The sequence below is a fragment of the Pseudomonas sp. ZT5P21 genome, from assembly GCF_054897785.1.
Genome location: NZ_CM142705.1, coordinates 3139556 through 3162008, shown reverse-complemented (window position 1 = coordinate 3162008; position 22453 = coordinate 3139556). Strand labels below are relative to the sequence as shown.

At 60.5% G+C, this 22453-nt stretch carries 20 protein-coding genes; 9 read left to right on the top strand and 11 right to left on the bottom strand.

Annotated elements, in window-relative coordinates; translation table 11 throughout:
• Positions 1-104: 104 nt before the first annotated feature.
• On the bottom strand, positions 105-1841 hold the full coding sequence (locus ACYZT9_RS14765; protein ID WP_462006174.1) for an IlvD/Edd family dehydratase: 1737 nt from the start codon (positions 1839-1841) through the stop codon (positions 105-107).
• A 195-nt stretch (positions 1842-2036) separates the two neighbouring features.
• Between ACYZT9_RS14765 and ACYZT9_RS14760 the strand changes: the two genes are divergently transcribed.
• The 9 genes from ACYZT9_RS14760 to ACYZT9_RS14720 all read left to right on the top strand — a co-directional run bounded on the left by ACYZT9_RS14760 (position 2037) and on the right by ACYZT9_RS14720 (position 8918).
• Positions 2037-3359 (top strand): MFS transporter, encoded by a 1323-nt coding sequence (locus ACYZT9_RS14760; protein ID WP_462006173.1) that lies wholly within the window; start codon positions 2037-2039, stop codon positions 3357-3359.
• A 62-nt stretch (positions 3360-3421) separates the two neighbouring features.
• Positions 3422-4414: an AraD1 family protein gene (araD1, locus tag ACYZT9_RS14755; RefSeq protein ID WP_462006172.1), complete on the top strand. Its 993-nt coding sequence runs from the start codon at positions 3422-3424 to the stop codon at positions 4412-4414.
• Between the two features lie 10 nt (positions 4415-4424).
• A complete protein-coding gene (locus tag ACYZT9_RS14750) occupies positions 4425-6005 on the top strand; it encodes an aldehyde dehydrogenase (NADP(+)) (protein WP_462006171.1) in 1581 nt (526 codons plus the stop codon).
• A gap of 202 nt (positions 6006-6207) precedes the next feature.
• Positions 6208-6501: a DUF5629 family protein gene (locus tag ACYZT9_RS14745; protein WP_462006170.1), complete on the top strand. Its 294-nt coding sequence runs from the start codon at positions 6208-6210 to the stop codon at positions 6499-6501.
• Positions 6488-7663, top strand: a complete 1176-nt coding sequence (locus ACYZT9_RS14740; protein WP_462006169.1) for a lactonase family protein — start codon at positions 6488-6490, stop codon at positions 7661-7663. Before ACYZT9_RS14745 ends, ACYZT9_RS14740 begins: the two co-directional genes overlap by 14 nt.
• A gap of 155 nt (positions 7664-7818) precedes the next feature.
• Entirely contained in the window at positions 7819-7998 is a 180-nt protein-coding gene (locus ACYZT9_RS14735; RefSeq protein ID WP_008030101.1) for a hypothetical protein, read from the top strand.
• 212 nt (positions 7999-8210) lie between these two features.
• Complete coding sequence (locus ACYZT9_RS14730; RefSeq protein ID WP_462006168.1) at positions 8211-8336, top strand: hypothetical protein; 126 nt, start codon at positions 8211-8213, stop codon at positions 8334-8336.
• 115 nt (positions 8337-8451) lie between these two features.
• Positions 8452-8664: a hypothetical protein gene (locus tag ACYZT9_RS14725; RefSeq protein ID WP_462006167.1), complete on the top strand. Its 213-nt coding sequence runs from the start codon at positions 8452-8454 to the stop codon at positions 8662-8664.
• Positions 8661-8918 carry a hypothetical protein gene (locus tag ACYZT9_RS14720; RefSeq protein WP_462006166.1) on the top strand — a complete coding sequence of 86 codons (258 nt, stop codon included), beginning with the start codon at positions 8661-8663 and terminating at the stop codon, positions 8916-8918. The genes ACYZT9_RS14725 and ACYZT9_RS14720 overlap by 4 nt, the downstream gene beginning before the upstream one ends.
• 97 nt (positions 8919-9015) lie before the next feature.
• On the opposite strand, the gene ACYZT9_RS14715 is transcribed toward ACYZT9_RS14720, so the two are convergent.
• The 10 genes from ACYZT9_RS14715 to ACYZT9_RS14670 all read right to left on the bottom strand — a co-directional run bounded on the left by ACYZT9_RS14715 (position 9016) and on the right by ACYZT9_RS14670 (position 22227).
• Positions 9016-9612, bottom strand: coding sequence for a glutathione S-transferase (locus ACYZT9_RS14715; protein WP_462006165.1), 597 nt, complete (start codon positions 9610-9612; stop codon positions 9016-9018).
• A complete protein-coding gene (locus ACYZT9_RS14710; RefSeq protein WP_462006164.1) occupies positions 9609-13250 on the bottom strand; it encodes an SbcC/MukB-like Walker B domain-containing protein in 3642 nt (1213 codons plus the stop codon). The genes ACYZT9_RS14715 and ACYZT9_RS14710 overlap by 4 nt, the downstream gene beginning before the upstream one ends.
• A complete protein-coding gene (locus tag ACYZT9_RS14705; RefSeq protein WP_462006163.1) occupies positions 13247-14491 on the bottom strand; it encodes an exonuclease SbcCD subunit D C-terminal domain-containing protein in 1245 nt (414 codons plus the stop codon). The genes ACYZT9_RS14710 and ACYZT9_RS14705 overlap by 4 nt, the downstream gene beginning before the upstream one ends.
• 246 nt (positions 14492-14737) lie before the next feature.
• A complete protein-coding gene (locus ACYZT9_RS14700) occupies positions 14738-16378 on the bottom strand; it encodes a BatD family protein (protein WP_462006162.1) in 1641 nt (546 codons plus the stop codon).
• Positions 16375-18108, bottom strand: a complete 1734-nt coding sequence (locus ACYZT9_RS14695; RefSeq protein WP_462006161.1) for a tetratricopeptide repeat protein — start codon at positions 18106-18108, stop codon at positions 16375-16377. Before ACYZT9_RS14695 ends, ACYZT9_RS14700 begins: the two co-directional genes overlap by 4 nt.
• Positions 18105-19184 (bottom strand): vWA domain-containing protein, encoded by a 1080-nt coding sequence (locus ACYZT9_RS14690; RefSeq protein ID WP_462006160.1) that lies wholly within the window; start codon positions 19182-19184, stop codon positions 18105-18107. Before ACYZT9_RS14690 ends, ACYZT9_RS14695 begins: the two co-directional genes overlap by 4 nt.
• A complete protein-coding gene (locus ACYZT9_RS14685) occupies positions 19177-19671 on the bottom strand; it encodes a DUF4381 domain-containing protein (protein WP_462006159.1) in 495 nt (164 codons plus the stop codon). Before ACYZT9_RS14685 ends, ACYZT9_RS14690 begins: the two co-directional genes overlap by 8 nt.
• Positions 19668-20612, bottom strand: coding sequence for a DUF58 domain-containing protein (locus ACYZT9_RS14680; RefSeq protein ID WP_462006158.1), 945 nt, complete (start codon positions 20610-20612; stop codon positions 19668-19670). The genes ACYZT9_RS14685 and ACYZT9_RS14680 overlap by 4 nt, the downstream gene beginning before the upstream one ends.
• A gap of 5 nt (positions 20613-20617) precedes the next feature.
• A complete protein-coding gene (locus ACYZT9_RS14675) occupies positions 20618-21577 on the bottom strand; it encodes an AAA family ATPase (protein ID WP_008150800.1) in 960 nt (319 codons plus the stop codon).
• A gap of 296 nt (positions 21578-21873) precedes the next feature.
• Entirely contained in the window at positions 21874-22227 is a 354-nt protein-coding gene (locus ACYZT9_RS14670) for a hypothetical protein (protein ID WP_462006157.1), read from the bottom strand.
• Positions 22228-22453: the final 226 nt, after the last annotated feature.

Below are 22453 nucleotides of genomic sequence, written 5' to 3'. Positions count from 1 at the left end.
TGTGGGAGCGGGCTTGCTCGCGAAAGCGGGGTGTCAGACAACTAAGATGTTGAATGATTAACCGCTTTCGCGAGCAAGCCCGCTCCCACAGGGGGATTGTTGTGTTAGTGAGAGTGGCGCGGCACTTCAGACCCGCGGCAACCGACCAGGAAGTCAAAATCACAGCCCTGATCCGCTTGCAGCACATGGTCGATGTAGAGCTGGCGATATCCGCCGACGATCAGTTGCTGCGGCGGTTGCAGATCCGCCATGCGTGCGGCCAGTTCCGCATCCGGGATGTCCAGGTGCAGACGACCATTGGCGCAATCGAGCTCGATCCAGTCGCCTTCCTTCACCGTCGCCAAAGGCCCGCCGGCCGCCGCTTCCGGTGCAACATGCAAAACGACCGTGCCGTACGCCGTGCCGCTCATGCGCGCATCGGAAATTCTCACCATGTCGGTCACGCCTTGTGCCAAGAGTTTGGCCGGCAAGCCCATGTTGCCGACTTCGGCCATGCCTGGATAACCTTTCGGCCCGCAATTCTTCATCACCAGAATCGAGTTGGCATCCACGTCCAGTTCGGGGTCGTTGATCCGCGCCTTGTACATGTCGAAATTTTCGAACACCACCGCGCGCCCGCGATGCTGCATCAATTCGGCGCTGGCGGCAGATGGTTTGAGTACGGCACCGAGCGGCGCCAGGTTACCGCGCAATACGCAGATCCCGCCGTCGGCGCGGATCGGGTTGTCGAGGGTGCGGATCACTTCGTCCTCGCCGTAGATCGGCGCGTCCTTGGTGTTTTCGGCGATGGTTTTGCCGTTGACGGTCAAGGCATCGGGATTCGGAATCAGATTGGCTTCGCCGAGGCGACGCAGCACGGCAGGCAAGCCTCCGGCGTAATAGAACTCTTCCATCAGGAAACGACCGGACGGTTGCAGGTCGACGATGGTGGGCATGCCGCGACCCATGCGGGTCCAGTCGTCCAGGTCCAGTTCGACGCCGATGCGCCCGGCAATGGCTTTCAAATGGATCACCGCGTTGGTCGAACCGCCAATGGCCGCGTTCACACGAATGGCGTTTTCGAAGGCTTCTTTGGTGAGGATTTTCGACAACCTCAAGTCTTCACGAACCATCTCGACCGCACGCATGCCGGACATGTGCGCCAGTACGTACCGGCGCGCATCTACCGCCGGAATCGCCGCGTTGTGGGGCAGGGAAGTGCCCAGTGCTTCAGCCATGCAGGCCATGGTCGACGCGGTGCCCATGGTGTTGCAGGTGCCGGCCGAGCGGGACATGCCGCCCTCGGCCGCGAGGAAGTCGTCTAGGGTAATCGTGCCAGCCTTGACCTGTTCGCTAAGCTGCCAGACCACCGTGCCCGAGCCAATATCCTTGCCCTTGTGCTTGCCGTTGAGCATCGGCCCGCCAGTCACAACGATGGCGGGCACGTCGCAACTGGCCGCGCCCATCAACAGGGCCGGGGTAGTTTTGTCGCAACCGGTCAGCAGCACCACGCCGTCGATCGGGTTGCCACGAATGGCTTCTTCAACGTCCATGCTCGCCAGGTTACGGGTGAGCATGGCGGTCGGGCGCAGGTTAGATTCGCCGTTGGAGAACACCGGAAATTCCACGGGAAAACCGCCGGCCTCGATCACGCCGCGTTTGACGTGTTCGGCGATCTGGCGGAAATGCGCGTTGCACGGGGTCAGTTCCGACCAGGTGTTGCAAATGCCGATGATTGGCTTGCCGTGAAACTGGTGGTCGGCGATGCCCTGATTCTTCATCCAGCTGCGGTACATGAAGCCGTTTTTGTCGGCCGTGCCAAACCATTGGGCGGAGCGCAGGGTGGGTTTCTTATCAGACATGATCGATTCTCTTATTGTATGACTATATTGATTCAACTGAGGCGTAACATAAGCGCAATTTCATCGGTTTGGAAGTGTTGCATGATTAAATAGTATTACTATATAGTCGCATTCAACGGAGGGATGGCCCTGGCGGTTTTTTTGCGAGAGGTGTCTCCCGAGGTTCTATAACAACAACAATCGGAGACCGATCTCATGAGCCAGGAACTGCGGCTTATTCGTCGCATTACGCTAAAACTGATTCCCTTCCTGATCCTGCTGTACCTGATCGCCTATGTGGATCGCTCCGCCGTGGGTTTCGCCAAGCTGCACATGGGCGCCGACATCGGTATCGGCGACGCGGCTTACGGTCTCGGTGCCGGGCTGTTCTTCATTGGTTACTTCCTGCTGGAAATCCCCAGCAACCTGATGCTCGATCGCTTTGGCGCGCGACGCTGGTTCGCGCGGATCATGGTCACCTGGGGCGCCATCACCATCGGCATGGCTTTCGTTCAGGGGCCACACAGCTTCTATGTGATGCGCTTTCTGCTGGGCGCCGCCGAAGCCGGGTTCTTCCCGGGCGTTCTGTACTACATCACTCAATGGTTCCCGGTACGCCATCGCGGCAAAATCCTCGGCCTGTTCATCCTTTCACAGCCGATTGCCATGCTGATCACCGGTCCGGTGTCCGGTGGCCTGCTCGGTATGGACGGCATTCTTGGTTTGCATGGCTGGCAGTGGCTGTTCATCGTCATCGGCGCCCCGGCGATCCTGTTGACCTGGCCGGTGCTGCGTTGGCTACCTGATGGTCCGCAACAAGTGAAATGGATGGATCAGCCCGAGAAAGACTGGCTGGCCGGCGAGCTGAAAAAGGATCTGGAGGCGTACGGCCAGACCCGACATGGCAATCCGTTGCATGCGCTCAAGGACAAACGCGTATTGCTGCTGGCGCTGTTTTATCTGCCGGTGACCCTGAGCATTTACGGTCTGGGTCTGTGGTTGCCGACACTGATCAAACAGTTCGGCGGCACCGACCTGGTCACCGGTTTCGTGTCATCGGTGCCGTACATTTTCGGGATCATCGGCTTGCTGATCATTCCGCGCAGTTCCGACCGCTTGAATGATCGTTACGGCCACTTGGCGGTGCTGTATGTGCTGGGAGCCATCGGTCTGTTCTTCAGCGCCTGGCTGACAGTGCCGGTGCTGCAACTGGCGGCGTTGTGCCTGGTGGCGTTCGCGCTGTTTTCCTGCACCGCAGTGTTCTGGACCTTGCCGGGTCGGTTCTTTGCCGGCGCCAGCGCGGCGGCCGGGATCGCCTTGATCAACTCGGTGGGCAACCTTGGCGGCTACATCGGTCCGTTCGTGATCGGTGCGCTGAAGGAATACACCGGGAATCTGGCTTCGGGGCTGTATTTCCTTTCGGGGGTGATGGTCTTCGGGCTGATTTTGACGGGCGTGGTTTATCGGTTGCTGGAGCGTAAGCATGTGCTGCCGGCTGACCAGTTTGCGGCGAGTGCGCGGGGCGCAACCCGTACTTGAGGATTCACTCCGACCCACAGGGGTTCTGTGTCATTTTCAAGTTTTGTTTACAGGAGAAAAGCATGCGTCTGGTTCAATTCGAATTGAGTAGTGGCGAGCGCCGGGTTGGCGTTGTCGAGGACAGTCTTGTCCGTGAAGTGCAAGAGGCGCGCACGGTGCGCGATCTGGCGCTGGCAGCCATCAAGGCGGGCGTCAATCTTGAGCAGCAGGTGAACATCCTGGGCCTGGGCATCCGCCATGACTATGCAGAGTTGCTGACCAAACGGCGCATCCTGCCGCCACTGGACCATCCGGACCCTGCGCACCTGCTCGTCAGTGGCACCGGCCTGACCCATTTGGGCAGCGCCTCGGCGCGGGACAAGATGCATCAGCAGGCCGGGGATGAAGCCGCGATGACCGACACCATGCGCATCTTCAAATGGGGCGTGGAGGGCGGCAAGCCAGCGGCGGGGCAGGCCGGTGTGCAGCCAGAATGGTTCTATAAAGGTGACGGCAGCATTGTCGTGCGCCCCGGCCAACCCTTCCCGCTGCCACCCTTCGCTGAAGACGCCGGCGAAGAGCCCGAGCTCAGCGGTCTCTACGTCATTGGTCACGACAGCAAGCCGTATCGCCTCGGTTTTGCGGTGGGCAACGAGTTCTCCGACCACGTCATGGAGCGCAAGAATTACCTGTATCTCGCCCATTCCAAACTGCGTAGTTGCAGCTATGGCCCGGAACTTCGGGTGGGTGAATTGCCTCGACATCTGGCGGGCACCAGCCGCATTTTGCGTGACGGAGAGGTGCTGTGGCAGAACGAGTTTCTCAGCGGCGAGGCCAACATGTGCCACAGCCTGGAAAACCTCGAGTACCACCATTTCAAATACAGCCAGTTCCTGCGTCCGGGGGACGTGCACATCCACTTTTTCGGCACCGCGACCTTGTCCTTTGCCAACGGCATTCGCACCCGACCGGGTGATGTGTTCGAGATCAGTCAGGCCGAGTTCGGCGCACCGTTGATCAACGGTATTGCACGGGTTGACGCGGCGTTCGAGCCCGGCACCATAGGCACTCTTTAAGGAGCAATCCATGACCCGGATTCTTGGTCACAACTACATCGGCGGCCAGCGCAGTGCGGCCGGCAGCGTCAAACTCCAGAGCGTCGACGCCAGTACCGGCGAAGCGTTGTCTCACGATTTCCTCCAGGCCACGTCGCAAGAAGTGGATGCCGCCGCCAAGGCTGCCGCAGCCGCTTACCCGGCGTATCGCAGCCTGAGCGCCGAACGTCGTGCGCAATTTCTCGATGCCATCGCCGATGAGCTGGACGCATTGGGCGATGACTTTGTCGCCGTGGTCTGCCGCGAAACCGCGTTGCCTGCCGCACGTATCCAAGGCGAGCGCGGGCGCACCAGCGGTCAGATGCGCCTGTTCGCCAAAGTCCTGCGTCGCGGCGATTTTTATGGTGCACGGATCGATAAAGCGCTGCCGGACCGCAAGCCCTTGCCGCGTCCCGACCTGCGTCAGTACCGAATCGGCCTCGGCCCGGTTGCCGTGTTCGGGGCGAGTAACTTCCCGTTGGCGTTTTCCACTGCGGGAGGCGACACCGCTTCAGCACTGGCCGCTGGGTGCCCGGTGGTGTTCAAGGCCCACAGTGGTCACATGGCGACGGCCGAGCAGGTTGCCGATGCGATCATCCGTGCCGCGGAAAAAACCGGCATGCCGGCCGGTGTGTTCAACATGATTTACGGCGGTGGGGTCGGTGAAGCGCTGGTCAAGCATCCGGCGATTCAGGCCGTCGGTTTTACCGGTTCGCTCAAGGGCGGTCGAGCGTTGTGCGACATGGCCGCAGCCCGTGCGCAGCCGATCCCGGTGTTCGCCGAGATGTCGAGCATCAACCCGGTGATCGTGTTGCCACAGGCGCTGGAGGATCGAGCTGAGACCGTCGCTCGTGACCTGACGGCGTCGGTGGTTCAAGGCTGCGGCCAGTTCTGCACCAACCCGGGTCTGGTGATCGGCATTCGCTCGCCGCAGTTCAGTGCATTCGTGCAGCAGGTGGCGGGGTTGATCAACGATCAGCCGGCGCAAACCATGCTCAATGCCGGGACCTTGAGCAGCTATGGCAAAGGACTGCAAAAACTCCTCGCGCATCCAGGCGTGACGCACCTGGCCGGTACTCCGCAACAAGGGCAGCAAGCCCAGCCGCAGTTGTTCAAGGCGGATGTCAGCCTGTTGATCGACGGCGATGAAGTCCTGCAGGAAGAAGTCTTTGGCCCGACCACGGTGTTTGTCGAAGTGGCGGATCAGGCGCAACTCAGCGCCGCTTTGAATGGGCTGCGCGGGCAACTGACGGCGACCCTCATTGGCGAACCGGACGACTTCAAACAGTTCGGCGAGCTGACGGCGTTGCTGGAACAAAAGGTCGGGCGGATCCTGCTCAACGGCTATCCGACTGGCGTGGAAGTCTGCGACTCGATGGTCCATGGCGGCCCGTACCCGGCGACGTCCGATGCGCGTGGTACGTCGGTGGGTACGCTGGCGATTGACCGGTTCCTGCGGCCAGTGTGCTTCCAGAATTACCCCGATAGCTTGCTGCCGGACGCGTTGAAGAATGGCAACCCGCTACGAATTCAGCGCCTGGTAGATGGCCAGCCGTCGCGCGACGCCCTCTGACGGCTAAACACCCCCCCCTGTGGGAGCGAGCTTGCTCGCGATAGCGGAGTAACAGTCAATATTGAAGTTGAATACTGGATCGCTATCGCGAGCAAGCTCGCTCCCACAGTTGTTCAGTGTTGTGAACAGGATTTGTGGCTCATTCAGACCCGTCCCCACATTGAGCTATCATTGCGTCTTTCCCCTTCAAAGATTGACTGCCATGACTGCCGCGACCGACACCTTGCTAGCTACCCTCGAACACTGCGAATTGGTGGAAATCGACGGACTGCATGCCTTTGAATTTTCGCTCGACGAAGACGACAACCTGCACATCGAATGCATGGATGGCCGTGCGGCCAAGCACTGGGAATTCACCCCGGCGCAAATCCAGGCTGCGACCTTCGATCCGACCTTGCAAAGCTGGCTCATCACTGGCGATTCCGGCGAGCATCGGTTGGTGTGCATGACTGCGTTTCGCGGTGGTGACGATGAGGAAGTGAATGAGGATGCGTAACTTCTGGCCACTGTTGGTGGCTGGCAGCGTCGGCGCCATGGGCGTTCAGGCGGCGCCAGCCGATCACTATCAGGTGTTGGTGGGATCGTACACGGCAGGTCAGAGTCAGGGCATTTATCGCCTGAGTTTCGACAGCGCCAACGGACAGATCGAGGCCAAACCGTTGCAAGTGGTCAAGAGTGAAAACCCTTCGTGGCTGACCGTTTCCAAGGATCAGCGCCGTCTGTTCGTGGTCAATGAAAACGGCCCGGGACAGAAAGACCCGGTCGGTCGCGTCAGCAGTTATACGATCGATCCCAAGACCCATGAGCTGAGCCTGATCAATCAGGTTCAAAGTCTGGGCAACGAACCGACCCATTCAAGCCTCAGCGGCGATGCCAGCCACTTGTTCGTCAGCAATTATTCGGTGGCTGAAGACCCGGGCGGCACGTTGGCGGTGTTACCGGTGGGCGCCGATGGCAAGCTCAAAACCGTGGTGCAATTGAGTAGTCATCAACCCAGCCGAGTCAATGCCGAGCGGCAGATGTCGGCGCATGTGCATTCGACGGTGCCTTCGCCGGACGGCAAGTTTGTGTTCTCCAATGACCTCGGCGCGGACAAGATATTTATCTACCGCTTCGATCCCGACGCCAATCCGGATCTGCCATTAACTGCCGCGACACCGGCTTCGGTCCAGTTGCCGCCCGGTAGCGGACCTCGGCATTTACTGTTCAGTGCTGATGGCAAGCACGCCTGGCTGACCATGGAAATGAGCGCGCAGGTCGCCGTGTTCGATTACCAGAATGGCAAGTTGGCGCACACTCAGAGGGTCGATCTGGCAGACGGGCAACCGACGTCGGATAAAGCGGCCGCGGCGCTGCATGCTTCAAAAGATGGCAAGTTCCTCTATGTCAGCAATCGCGGCACTGCCAATCAACTGCTGGTTTTTGCCATAGACCCAGCCTCCGGCCACCTCAAAGAGCTGCAACGCCGTTCGGTGGAAGGTGATCACCCGCGCGAGTTCAGCCTCGATCCGAGTGGCAAGTTCGTGCTGATCGCCAATCAGAAGAGCAACCAGATAGTCGTTGTCGAGCGCGATGCCAAGAGCGGTCTGCTGGGTAAAACCGTGCAGAAACTGCCGATGGATGCCCCGAGCGATCTCAAGTTCCTGGTGCGTCAATAGGCCGCAGGCCTCGGTTGATGGGGCCTGCCTCCTTCTATTAATGGCGCTGATATCTGCTAATGCTACAAAAGATTTCAAGGCGCCAGCCTCGCCGATTAAGTTTGCTTCACGGCCCCACCGGGCAAGCAAGCCAACTGACTTCGAGGAATACCGCCATGAACTTCAATCTCTTCTCTGTAATCGCCGCTTCCGCTATTTCTGCCACCGTTGCTCTGCCAGCCAGCGCCAACGTTGAAATCAGCGACAAAAAATCCCACGCCCAGAGCTACACCCAGAAATACCTGCAACAGAGCGCCAACTTCTATGCGGCCCTGGATCACAAAACCCAAGCCTGAAATTCTGAACCCTGCACCCTTTATGCAGGAGCGAAGTCACTTGCGCGGATCAAGCTGAAAAGCTTCGAGAAAGCCTGAGTGATGTCGCTCCTGCATAACGCGTTTACGACAGCATCAGATTGCTATCAATGTACCGCTTGATATCACATAGCCATGCGTTTAAATTTGACGCTGATTTATTGACTCCTTCTCTTGTAAAAAGGATCGACAGCATGGCGATGCGTCTGGCCGTGGTACTTCTGTTCCTCTATTCGCCCCCCATTTTATCGGCTGCAACGCCCGTTCCAGGCGAGCCTGACGCTGCGCGAGAACGCATGATGAGTTTTATTGAAGGCTGAAATAGACTGGCTTAATGATCAACGAAGCTGATGGTTACTATGGATAACCCTGAGTGGATGTTACGGCTTTTTTGATCGATTCTGTGGGCACTGAAACATGCCCACGGAGAACACCATGGCCAGCGCAATCCTCACTTCTGCCAAACACGGCGCCTACCTGGCCATCGGTCTTGACGTGGCGCTGGTGGTGGTGGTCAGCCTTTCGGCGCAGTCGCAACACGATATCGAAGCACCGATTCAGGTCGCTTATCCCGCCATCCAGTTCGAACACCGCGCGCAAAACGCCGTGGTCGATCACGCAGACGTGGCGGGAGTGGCAGGGGCATGAAAGGGGCCAAACTCTGGGTCATCGCCTTACTGGCGTTCATGACCAATGGATCTTCCCTGCTGGGGATCGGCCAGGGCTCGGCAGGTTCTGTAGCACGGTCCATTGAAGCCAACCACAACCTCGCTCGCAGCATCGAAACCGACAAAGCCATGGGCTTGCTGGCCGGTAATCCGCCGATGAAACGTCAAGGCGATTTCTTCGGGCCGTTCCAGGTCGATTGCTCGGTGCTGCAGATGTGTGAAGTGTTTGCCTGAATCTCGTAGGAGCTGCCGCAGGCTGCGATCTTTTGATGTTAAAGATGCTGAAGATCAAAAGATCGCAGCCTGCGGCAGCTCCTACAGAGATCGTGTTCTACTTCACCATCACCGATGTGAACAAATCCGACTCCAGAAACCGCTGCAGCCAAGCCTGTAGTCGCACGTAACGCGTCTGCCCGAACCACCCGCGATCAACATGCGCAAACTGCCGTACGAACGGCATCAGCGCCACATCCGCCAGACTCGGATGGTCCGCCAACAAATAGTCGCGCCCCTCCAGTAACTCCTCCAGCCTGCCCAAAAACGCTTCACCCTCGCTACGATAGGACTCCATCGGCTGCTCCGGGTAACGTTCGGCGTACTTGTAGCGATTCAGGTGTACCTTGAACACCTGATCGTTTTCTTCGATCAGCGCAGCGATATGCGCTTGCCCTAGCGAATCATCTTTGAGCAACCAATCCTGCGGATCGTTGTGCGCCAGCGCCCAGCGCATGATCGACAGGCTTTCATCGATCACCTGACTGTCGACACTCAGCACCGGCACTGTGCCTTTGCTCGACAGCGCAAGCATCTCGTCAGGCTTGGCCTTCAGGCTGACCTCGACGATGTTCACCGCAACCCCCGAGTAACCCAGGGCCATGCGCGCCCGCATGGCGTACGGGCAGCGCCGGAAGGAGTACAGCGTATTCATTTCACCTCCAGGGTACTCAGGCCGTTGCCTTGGCGGTGGACCTGAATCTGCACCGGAATCCGTTCGTGCATTTCCTGAACGTGGGAAATCACCGCGACCTTGCGACCCTGCGCCTGCAAGCCGTCGAGGGCATCCATGGCCAGTTGCAGGGATTCCGGATCGAGGCTGCCGAAGCCTTCGTCGATGAACAGCGATTCGATTTTCAGCGTGCTCGATGCCATTGACGCCAGACCCAATGCCAGTGCCAAGGAGACGAGGAAGGTTTCACCGCCGGAGAGCGAATGCACTGAACGCAGTTCGTCGCCCATCTCGGTGTCCATCACCAGCAACCCGAGCATGCTGCCGCCGCGCTTCAAGCGATAGCGCCGCACCAGTTGGCGCAACTGTACGTTGGCGTGATGAACCAGCAGGTCGAGGTTGTAGGCCTGGGCAATCTTGCGGAAGGTGTCGCCGCTGGCGGAGCCGATCAACGCATTCAGACGCGCCCAGCGCTGGTACTCGGTGTAGGCGTCGGCGATCTGTTGGGCCAGCGCATGGTTGGCGTTCTGCCGACGCTGATCTTCGGCCTGTTCGGCGCGCAGTTCGGCGCAGCGGTGCTCGCTGGCGGCAAACTGGTTTTGCAGTTCGGTCAGGGCGGTAGCGAGTTGCCCGGCATCGAGATTGCCGTTGTGCTGCGCTTGGTGACTGGTCAGGCGCTTGTCCCGCTCCTGCAACAACACCGTGGCTTGTTCGATGGCTTTTTCGTTGTGCTGCAACCGTTGGCGCAATTCGCTGACTTGCTGGTCGTCGACGCTGAGCAACTGTTCCAGGCCGTCGTCATCCAGTTCCGGATGCAAGGCGCGCCAGTCAGCGATCTTCGCGTTCAGTTCGCGGTCTTCGGTTTCCAGGGCGAGCAGGCGTTCTTGCTGCGCGTTGAGTTCGGCGGCCAGTTGTACCAGGCGCGTGCGCACCGATTGCAGTTCCTGATTGACCATCGCTTCGGCATTGCGCGCCTGTTCGACGGCTTGATCCAGTTGCTGTTGCCAGTGTTCGGCGTTGCTGTGCGAACCGAGCAGTTGCGTCAGTTGTTGCTGGCAAGCCTGTTGCTGCTGGGCCAGGGCAGTGAACTGCTGCTGAGCCGCGTCCAGTTGCTGGATGCGAGTCAGTTGACGATCCTGTTCCTTCTCTAGCGTCTGCTGGCGTTGTTGCTGTTCGCTGAGTTCGTCTTGTTGCTGGTCGAGTTGTTCCAGGCGCTGGGCGATCTGCCGGTCGAGCTGCATGAAAGTCGCGGCCGGCTCGTTGCGCAAAGCGTCCAGCGTGTCCGCCGGGAGCAAGGTGCTGAACGCGATCAGCTCTTCGTCCAGACGCTGACGATCATTGCTCAACTCGCGTTGCTGATTGGCCAGATGCTGGGTCGCCTGTTGACTCGCGGTTTCGGCGTTTCGCAGTTGCTGTTGCAGGCGCGCGGCGTCCTGTTGCAGGGTGAGCAGGGCGGTTTGCCGCTGTTCGTCCTGCGTGATGCTTTGGTTCAACTGGCTGTTTTGCTGGGTGAGCCAGGCATCGCGTTTGGCAACTTCCTGGGTGAAAAGCTGCGCCGACAACGGGTGCGCGTCGAGGCTGGGGGCCAGGCTCTGCTGCTGAACGACGAGTTGCTCCTGCTGCTGAAACAGTTCCTTCTGCTGCGCGATCACGCCGACGACTTCAGCGCGCAGGTCAGTGAGTTTTTCCTTGAGCACGTCCACCGCTTTCTGCGCGTTGGCCTGTTCGCTTTCATCATGGCGGCCGAGGCTTTGCAGCAGCGCTTCGGGCTGATGATAGGGATGATCCGGGCTGCCGCAAACCGGGCACGGCTGATCGTCCTGCAATTGCTCGCGCAGTTCTTCGACACTGGCGCTACGGGCCAGACGCTGACGTTCGAGCAATTCGCGAGTGACCGTCAGCGTCTGTTCGGCGATGGTCAATTCGTTTTTGGTTTTCACCCCGTCCTGGGTCAGACGGTCGCGTTCCTGCTGGGCAACGGTTTGACGCTGCTGCAGTTCGGTGATGCGCTTGTCCAGTTCTTGCTGGTGGGTCCACAGTCGTGTCAGCTCTTCAAACGCGCGCAGTTGCTTGCGGTTGTCCTGCAGCAGAGTGCCGAGCAACTGAATCTGTTCGGCCACCGCTTCAGGCTCGGCGCCGGCCTCTTTGTAGAGCACTTCCAGATTCTGTTTTTGCGTGGCCCATTCTTCGGTGGCACGGGTGGCATTGTGCTCCAGAGAGGCCAGTTCCGCCTGTCCCTTGTTCAGGCGATTGCCGATCAACATTAATTGCTGCAGGCGGTCACGGTAGGCGTTCCAGGCATCGCTGAGCGGCGCCAGGTGCGTGCTTTGTTCAAGCTCGGCGGCAATCCGTTGCAAACGCGCGGTAACCTGCTTCTGCTGCTCAAGCAAACCTTGAATCGTATGTTGGCCTTCGGAGCAGGCCAGTTCCGCCTGCTGCTTGAGGTCGGCACTGAGGCCGGTGTCCTTGATCAAGCGGGCGAGGGTGCTTTGCGCCTCAAAGGCCTGACGTAGCAACGGCGCGCTTGAAGTGTGTTGAGTTTGCGCCTCGATCAGTGCGACCTGTGCCGCGCCGAGGCCGTGTTCGAGTTGCGTCTGGCGTGCTTGCAGATCTTGCTGTAGCTGCATGTGCTGCTGAATCTGTGCCGCCAGCGGCGTAAGTCGGGCAGTGAGTTCGGTCTTGCGAGCGAACTGGTGCCGTTGTGGCGCCAGTTGTTCCAGCCGAGTCAAGGTCAAGCGTTCGCCGGCCAGGCTTTCCCAATCCTGCCGGGCGCTGGCCAGTTGTTCAGTGGCGCTGAGCTGCTCGTCTTGCAATTGACGCAGTTCTTTCAGCCAGGTGTGCTGCAGTTCTAGTTGCTTGAGTTGCGTTTGCTGGGTCCTGAGGTGCTGTTGCGCTTCGCTGAAGCGTTTATCCAGTTCTGCTCGGGCTTCGGGCGACAGCGGTGTGACGCCGGTCGCTTGATCCTGCAACAGCTTGTGGGCTTCGCGGGCTTCCTTGGTTTTGTCAAACGCGCGACGGCCCAAGCGCGTGTAGAGCGCGGTGTCGGTGAGTTTTTCCAGCAGTTCGCTGCGCTCGTTGTCGTTGGCCTTGAGGAACGCACTGAACTCACTCTGGGCCAGCAACACGGCGCGGGTGAACTGCTCGAAGTTCAGGCCCAGGACGGATTCTAGCTGGGTCTTGAACTCGACTTTCTGACTGGCCAGCAGCTGATCCAGATCGATGTCGCGCAAACTCTGACGGCTGTGTTGCAGCTTGCCGCCAGCCTTCTCCCTGGCGCGATTGGCTTCCCAGCGAGCGCGGTAGCGACGGCCATCGATGCCGACGAAATCCACTTCGGCATAGCCTTCGCCCGTGCCGCGACGCAGCAGCGTGCGAGGGTCGCCGGTGCTGATCTCGCCATCGGCGTCCGGCGCTTTGGCCGACACCTGAGCGTTGCTCAGCCGGGGCACTGCGCCGAACAGCGCCAGGCACAAGGCATCGAGCAGGGTGCTTTTACCGGCGCCGGTCGGCCCGGTAATTGCGAACAAACCGGCGCTGGCCAACGGTTCGGCGGTGAAGTCGATTTCAAACGGCCCGGCCAGCGAGGCGAGGTTTTTCAGGCGGATCGCGAGGATCTTCATGGCTGCTCGCTCTCCATCTGCACGTCTTGCAACAGCTCGGCAAAGTCCTTCAGCGTTTGCTCATCGACCTCGCTGCCGAAGTTGTCCTGCCAGGCGCGACTGAACAGTTCCTGAGGTGTGAGTTGGTCCAGTTCGATCAAGGGGGTGCCGTCATCGACGCCATCGCGGTTGCCGTTGCCGGCGTATTCGGCGGCGATGCGTACCAGGCGCACGGCCTTGCCTTGCAGGGCGGTCTCGACCTGATGGCGCAAGTCGGGTTGCGGTTCGTCGAGGCGAACCCGGACTTCCAGCCACGGCTGACGCTGAATATCGGCTAGCAGGTCGATGTTCGGTAGGTCGGCCATTTGCAGGAGGATTTCGGCCAATGGCGCGGGGCCGATACGTTGCAGGTTCACGGCGCGGGGAATCAACTTCGGCGCAACGCTGACCAGGGTTTCGCCGTCGAGCTGGATGTCGAGAATCTGATGCTGATAACCGATTTCGGAAAACGACAATGGAATCGGCGAGCCGCTGTAGCGAATGCGCTCTTCACCGTTGACCTTCTGTGGCTTGTGCAAATGACCGAGGGCAACGTAGCTGATGCTCGGGCCGAAGAGGCTGGCGGGCAGGGCTTCGGCGTTGCCGATGATCAGGCTGCGTTCGGAGTCTTCCGACACCGAACCGCCCGCCATGTGCGCATGACTGATGGCAATCAGCGCCTGGCCCTTCTTGCGCTTGGCGTTGGCGGCTTCGATCAACCATTCGTGAACCTGGCCGATCCCGCGCAGATAGTTGTCGCCCAGGTGCGCGCCGGTCACTTCGGCAGGACGCAAAAACGGCAACGCCAGGCACCAGGCAACGGTTTTGCCCTTTGCGTCCGGCAGTGGCAAAAGCAGACGCTCGGCGTCGAGTTGCCCGTCATCCAGCCACAGCACACGACCTAATGCGTGCGTGCGCAAGCGCCGCATCAGCGGAGCGGGCAGTTCGATGCGCGAACCGGAATCGTGGTTGCCGGCGATCATCACGATGGTCAGCTTCGGCTGCTGTTCGTGGGCGCTGACGATGAAGTCGTACAGGCGTTCCTGAGCCTTGACCGGCGGATTGACCGTGTCGAAGATATCGCCGGCGATCAGCAGCACATCGGGCTGGTCCAGCTTCAGCTGGCGCAACAGCCACTCGAGGAAACATCCGTGCTCGAAATCGCGATCCTGGCCGTGCAGGTTCTGCCCAAGGTGCCAGTCGGAGGTGTGAAACAGACGCAAGGCGAGCTCCGTAGGGAATAGGTGATGGCCGCGAGGGAAAAGAGGCGGCGAAAGGGGGAAGAGTTTACTGGTAAAAAAGCAGCAACACCTACCGCTCACACTGCAAATCCGAGCTTCACCACGGATTACTGTGAGCGAGCCTGCTACCGATGACGGTGGGTCAGTCAGTATTGATGATGGATGTGATGGCCCCTTCGCGGACAAGCCCGCTCTCACTGGAGATCCGCGTCGTTCAGGGGTTTTTTGTCACTTAGGGTAGAGCGGTGGCAGTCCACTGTCGCCGACCGGATCGTGAACTCGCTCGGCAATGGGGATTACCCGAATAGCGCGCCACAGTTCTTCACCCTGCCAATGCTGGCCCGTTTCGCTGTACAAAGCCCCATTCAAACCATCCAGCGCGTCCGACAGCGGCACAAACCGCGCCGCCATGTCGGCCAGGGTTTCCGGTTGTTGCCGGGCCCAGGCGTCGAGGGCCTGGCGGGTGGCGTGGGGGTCGTTGGCCTGGCAGGCGCGCTTGAGGTCGTCGAGCACGGTGCGCGGGCTCGGGCCGGTCTGCGCGGCTCGCAGGATTGCCGGTTGCCAGCGGGCGCGCCACCAGAGGCCGAAGCCCAGCAGAGTGGTGCAGGCCAGCAACACGGTGCTGAGTTTCCACCACCAGAGCGCTTCGTTGTCGGCAGCGGAAATGGCTGGCTGCATGCCCGCCGGGGAATCGACCATCAAACCTGGATTGTTCGCCACTTGCAGGGTTCGCGCCGGCAAGCTGGTGTGCTCCAGATGATCCTCGAACGTGTTCCACCAAACCACGTCCACCGCCGGTAATTCGACGTCACCGTTGCGAACCGGCACCAGCGCTTCACGGTCTTCACGACTGCCGATCAGACCACGCTCGCTGTTCTGGTTGACCAGCACCGGTTGATCCGGATAACGCCGCAAGCCATTGACGTCGGTGGCTGGCAAGGGTGGCAGTTGTGAACTGGCCAGGCCTTCGGCCTTCACGGTCAGGCTGCGGGTCAGCGAATCGCCCACCTGCGCATGATCCGGTTCCGGGTTCCAGCTCTCGCTCAAACTCAGGCTTCTGGCCGGGAGCCATGGTACGTCAGCCGGGTATGTGGCCGGTTTTGCCTTGACGGTCAGCGGCAGTTCGACCGAGCTGATACGCATCAGTTTGCCGGATTTTGGCACCTGGGATTCGACGTCCTGGGCCGGTTGGGCGTCGACCAGCGTGGCACTGAATATCTGCGCCGGAATGGTCAACTGACCGCTTTGTTGCGGGTAGATCGCGTAGCGCAGTTCGATCACGCCGTGGCGCAGGCCGTTGATGTCTTTTTCGTAAGTGCGCGACTCACCCAGTTGCTCGATGCGTGCGTCAGGAATCTGCAGCGGGGTCAGGCTGCTGTCGTCGTACAGCGAAACGGAATGGTAGATACGTAAGGTCAGGATCGCCTGGGCCTGCACGTACACACTGTTCTGATCGAGGCTGGCTTCGATGAACACCGGGGCCAATTTGCGGGTGCTGTTCTGGGTTTCGCTTTCCACCACTTGCAAGGTGATCGGCTGGCTCTGCACGTCCCCCAATTGCAGTGACGGGATCACCACGCTGCCGTTGTGGCGAGGCAGCAGGGTAATGATCCAGCGGGTGGTGGCGCGGTTGTCGCCGTTGATGGTGGTCAACTGGTTGACCTGGCGGCTGCCGCGTACGTCGAACAGCGGTTCCAGCGCCGTCAGGTCAGGTTTGCCGAACTGCGTTACGTCGTTGGATTGCAGAGTCAGCTCGACCGTCTCGCCGGAGTTCAGGCGACTGCGATCAACACTGGCGACCAGTTCCGCAGCCTGGACTTGTAAGGTCCAGAGAAACATGGCAAGCAAGAAAGCGGTGAAGCGGGTCATTGAGTTTTTTCCTGATCCTGATGTTGTTGCTGTTCGTACCAGAATTTGCGCCTGAGCAATTCTCCCGGGTCATCCGGAATCTTTCGCAGCCATTGCTCCAGCGCCTGACGCTGTTCGCCATCGATGGCATCGCTGGCCGGGCGCAACGGCGGTGTGGTGCTTTGTTCGTCGCCCAACTCGCTGCCGGGCACCTCATTGGTGCCGGGTCGCGGTGATGTCGTATCCGACTGATCCGCATCGGGCGTAGTCGCCTGGGTGTCGGACTTCGGTTCGCCATTGCTCGACGGCTGGGTGGTCGCACCGGGCGGTGGTTCCTGCGGGCTTCCCGTTTCGTCGCCTTCGGTTTTGTCCTTGGCGGGTGTCGGTGTGTTTTTCTGTTTGAGCAAACTTTCCACCAAGGCCTTGTTGGTCAATGCCGGGCGCAGGTCTGGCTGACGTTCCAGCGCCTGTTCATAAGCATCCAGCGCGGCTTCCAGCTCGCCGCTTTTGGCCAGGGCGTTGCCACGATTGTAGTGGGCGTGGGCGTCATTGCCCTCGGCGAACCGCTGGGCGGCGCCACTGTAGTCGCCGGCCTCATAGAGCGCGACACCTTGCCATTGTCGATCTTCGAAGTGTTGCGCGGCTTCGGCGGGACGCTTCTTCTTGAGCAGGTGCAGCCCTCGCTGATCAGGACGCAGCCACATGTCTTCGAAGTCGAAGGCGTAGCTCGGTTGCGGAAACAGGAACAGCAACGGCAAGCAAAACAACCAGCCGCGACGACCGGCGCAGGCCGCCAACAGCAGCAGCGGCAACAACAGCCAGTAACCCTGATCGGCCCAGGTATCGAGGCGCAAGGTCTGGCCGTCATTGCGCAAATGGCGTGGGCCATCGAGCAGGCCGAGGGCGCGTAAGTCGGCATCGTCCAGGCGCGCATGGCGATAACGCCCGTCGAGGCCGTTGACGAACGCTTTCAGGCTCGGCTCGTCCAGATGCGGCACCAGAATCGCGCCCTGATCATCTTTGAGGAAACTGCCGTCCTCCTGCGTGATGGGCGCACCTTCGGCGGTGCCAATGCCGAGCATTAAAAACTCTGTCGACTTGCCGTCGAGCATTTGCTGAATCCCTTCGCGTTCCAGTTCGGTCAAGGACGAGCCGATCAGCAGGATCCGGCCGTCACCCAGCGCGCCCTGATTCAGCAGCGCAAGGGCCTTCGTCACCGCGAGGTCAGCGCGATGGCCGGCTTGGGGCATGAGCGACGGCTTGAGCGCATCCAGAAGATTGCGACTGGTCGAGAGGTCATCCGACAGCGGCACCAGCGTGTGCGCGCTGCCAGCGTAGACGACGATGGCGGTCTGGGCGTCGCTGCGGTTTTGCAGCAGGTCGAACAGCTTGCGTCGGGCCTGTTCCAACCGGTTTGGCGTCACGTCGGTGGCGAGCATTTCCGGAGTCAGCTCCAGAATCACCACCATCGGATCAGCCGGTTTCTGACTGGTTTGCTCAACGCGCTCCCAGCTCGGTCCGAGCAGCGCCAGTATCGTCAACAGCCACGCCACACCGAGCGCGACCCACGGCAGTTTGCTGTCGCGACCGTTTCCACCACTGAGCAACGCGGAATGAAAGGCCGGCGGCAGAATCATCTGCCAGCGCCCGGCGCGTTTCTGTCGATGCCAGAGTTGCCAGAGCAACCAGCCGAGCAGCGGTAACAACAGCAGCCACCACGGGCGGAACCAGTACGGCCAGAGTGCACTCATCGGCGCCTCCGCAGGCGCAGGCGTTTGAGCCGTTGGCGCCAGTCAGGCAGTGGCGTCTGCAAGAACAGATCCTTGGTAAACAGGCGCAGCAACGGGATGTCCGGCCATCGTTCGCGCACGACCAGCAGCATGCTCAACAGCAACGCCACCGCCAACGGCCAGTGATACAACGCCTGCGCCGGGCGGGCCTGAGTCGGTTGCTGAGTCACGGGTTCAAGTTGATCGAGGGTTTGCTTGATCGCTTGCAATTCCTTGCCGTCGCGGGCCCGGAAATACTGTCCACCCGTGGCGGCGGCGATGGCCTTCAGCGCAGGCTCGTCGAGATCCAGGCTCGGGTTGATACCCAGGAATCCCGGGGTGCCGCTTTGCTCGGGATCGGCGCCAATGCCGATCGGGTAGATTTTTACGCCTTCCTTGGCTGCCAGCCGCGCCGCTGTCAGCGGATCGATTTCGCCGCCGTTGTTGGCGCCGTCAGTGACCAGGATCAGCACGCGGCTTTGCGCTGGACGCATGCGCAGGCGTTTGAGCGCGAGGCCGATGGCGTCGCCAACGGCGGTGTTCTTGCCGGCGATACCGATGCGTGCTTCGTCGAGCCAGACACGCACGGTGCGCCGGTCAAACGTCAGCGGCGCCTGCAGGTACGCCCTGCTGCCGAACAGGATCAAGCCGACACGGTCGCCTTCACGGCTTTCCAGAAAATCACCGAGCAAATATTGAACCAGCGTAAGGCGGCTGACCTCCTCGTCCTGCCACTGCATGTCGGGAAAATCCATGGAGCCGGAAACGTCAACCGCCACCAGCAGGTCACGGCCACTGGCGGCAATCGGCAACGGTTCACCGAGCCACTGCGGGCGCGCTGCGGCGATCAGCAAAAACAGCCACAGCAGCATGAACGGCGCTTGCTGGCGCCAGGCAGGCAGATTGGCGCGAGCACGGCGCCGCGCGAGGCCTTCGAGGTCGCTGAGGAAGCTGACTTTGAGCGCCGGTTCGCCGCTGTCGGCCACTGGCAGCACCACGCGCATCAACCAGGGCAGCGGCAGCAGGGTGAAGATCCATGGCCAGGCGAACTCAAACATGTTTGCGAATCCACGTGTCGACGGCTTGCGTCAGGCCGGCGATGGCTTTGTCGTCGAGTTTGCATTCGGGTTTGTAGGCGCCTTCCACCAGCACCATCCAGCGCGTCAGTCCGGCGGCCGGGCAGCGGTTGTCGAGGAACGCCAGCCATTTGCGTCCGTTGAGAGTGTGGCTCTGGCTGTAGGGATAATGGTTGCGGCACAGGCGTTTGAGCAAGCCGTTGAGTTGCTGCAGCCAGGCACCGGCCGGTGCGCCGTCGTACGGTTTGGGCATCAGCGCCAGTTCGGCCAGTGCGGCGAGGCGCACCGGGTCCAGCGGCTGTTCGGTGCGTACGACAGGGCGCTTGTTGAGCAGCAAATGCCGCGCCTTCCAAAGGCCGAAGCCGATCAACGGCAGCAACAACAGCAGTAACCACCAGCCCGGCGCCGGGGGCCAGAACCCAATCGGTGGCGGCGAAATCAGCGGTTGCAGTTGATCGAGGCTGCTCATCGACCTTTCCCCGGTTTCTGCGGGTTCAAGTACTCGCGCAGTTGTTCGACCATCTCGCTCTGGGTGCTCAGGGGCATTAGCAATACACGAAGCTTTTGCGCGAGCAGTTCCCAGTGAGCGATGCGTGCTTCGGCCTGGGCGCGGTAAGTTTGGCGCAGGTCGAAATTCAGCGTGTCGAGTTCCAGTTGCGCACCGCGTTCGGCAAAGCGCAAAAGGCCGGCAGCGGGCAGGGCGTGGTCCAGTGGGTCGGACAGCGGCAACAGCAGCAGGTCGCAATGGCGGGACAGCAGGCTCAGTTGCTGCTCGGAGCCCTCGGTCAACGCGCGCTCGTCGCAGATCACGATCACCAGGCTGCCGGGGCGCAGCACTTCCCGGGCGCGGCGCAGGGCGAGGTTGAGGGCATCGCGGTTCTGCTCGCTTTCGGTGTGCAGCGATTGATTGACGCGTACCAGTCGGTTAAGCAACTGCAGCAGACTTTGTTTGCTGCGCCGTGGCTTGATTTCGTAGTGTTCGTTGTCGCCGAACACCAGCCCGCCGACCCGATCGTTATGGCCGAGCGCGGCCCAGCCAATCAGGCTGGCGGCCTGGGCAGCGAGCACCGATTTGAACATCAGCCCTGAACCGAAAAACAGCCGGCGACTTTGCTCGACCATGATGAAAATCGGTCGCTCGCGTTCTTCGTGGAACAGCTTGGTGTGAGGTTCCTGGGTTCGGGCGGTGACCCGCCAGTCGATGCTTCGCACGTCGTCGCCGGCCTGATAGACCCGCACCTGATCGAAGTCGACGCCACGGCCACGCAGTTTGGAGTGGTGCAGACCGATCAGCGGGCTGCGCTGGCTCGGCGTGGAGAACAATTGAACTTCACGCACGCGATGGCGCATCTCGATCAGCTCGGCGAGGCTGACACGGATGCCCGGTTCGGGCGGCAGGAAAGCGTTCATCGGGGTCAAGCGACGGCTACGACGTCGAGAATCCGCTGGACCACCCGGTCCTGGTCAATGCCCGCGGCTTCGGCTTCGAAGGAAAGAATGATGCGGTGGCGCAACACGTCGAACAGCACCGCTTGAATGTCTTCCGGGCTGACGAAGTCGCGACCGGCCAGCCAGGCGTGGGCGCGGGCGCACCGATCAAGTGCGATCGAGCCGCGCGGGCTGGCGCCGTAGGCGATCCACTCGGCCATCTCTGGGTCGAATTTGGCCGGGGTGCGCGTGGCCATCACCAGTTGCACCAGGTATTCCTCCACGGCGTCGGCCATGTACAGACCGAGGATTTCCTTGCGTGCGGCGAAAATGGCCTGCTGGCTGACCCGGCGCTCGGGTTTGGTTTCGCCGTTCAAGGCTTCGCCACGGGCTTGTTGCAGGATGCGCCGTTCGACCGCCGCGTCCGGAAAACCGATTTTCACGTGCATCAGGAATCGGTCCAGCTGCGCTTCGGGCAGTGGGTAAGTGCCTTCCTGCTCGATCGGGTTTTGCGTGGCCATCACCAGGAACAGCGGCGACAGCTCGTAGGTGCTGCGCCCGACACTGACCTGACGCTCGCCCATGGCTTCGAGCAGCGCCGACTGGACCTTGGCCGGGGCACGGTTGATTTCGTCCGCCAATACCAGGTTGTGGAAGATCGGGCCTTGCTGGAACACGAAACTGCCGGTTTCCGGGCGATAGATTTCCGTGCCGGTGATGTCGGCAGGCAACAGGTCGGGGGTGAACTGGATGCGGTGGAACTGGGCTTCGATGCCTTCGGCGAGTTCTTTGATGGCCTTGGTCTTGGCCAGGCCCGGTGCGCCCTCGACCAACATGTGGCCGTCGGCGAGCAAGGCGATGAGCAAGCGCTCGATGAGTTTTTCCTGGCCGAGAATCTGCGTTGAAAGAAAGGTTCGCAGCGCGAGCAGCGCTTCACGATGTTCCATCGATGACTGTTCCTGGAAAGGGTGACCGAAGACGTTCGAATAACGCCAGGGCTGGGGGCGTTACTTTAATCCATCGCAGGGGGCGGCGACTAACGGCATTTTGTGCAAAGTGTGGGAATTGATTAGCGAAATTGTTTGAAATCTGTAGGGCGGGGGTAGGGCGGTGGTCTCTCGGGCCTCATCGCGAGCAAGCTCGCTCCCACATTGGAATTGTCTCGGATGAACGTTTTGCACCCGCTGGAGATCCCCTGTGGGAGCGAGCTTGCTCGCGATGAGGCCGGCACAGGCGCTGAAATTCATAGTCGGCTTATATAGGTGCCAGTTCCCTTGAGAATGTTTTGCAACGTTTCTTCCACTTCCGCCAGGTCACTCGCATCGGTGCTGTGAATGATCTCCAGCGAATCATCCCCATTCAACGCATCCGCATCCGCAGCGGCTATTTCGATCAGCACGCGGGTAGGGCTCAAGGTGACTTTCACGCCGTCCAGCGTCGATGGCTCACCATCAAGGGTGATCTCCAGCTCGTCCTCGTCCGGATAGCGGCTCATCAGGAACATTTCACCCTGATCGCTGTGGCAGGCGAGCATGGCCATGTTGTCTTCTTCCTCGTCACACGGGTTGACGATCAACAGGGAGGTGGTCATTTGCATGGGGAATTCCTGGCTCGGCGAGCGTTGTGAACACTACAAAAGGCAATTCTGCCAGCCCTCGGGAATTTCTGCTCGGCTGACTGTCAGAGAATGAGTCGTGAACATTCGGGGCGTCGTTGGTCATTTTTGGCACGAAGGTGCCGTAAGTCCGGGCATAAAACGCCCAATTTCCTACACGACTGCTAGTGTTGTCCGATGCGCACGACGAGAGCTGCATACCGATGAC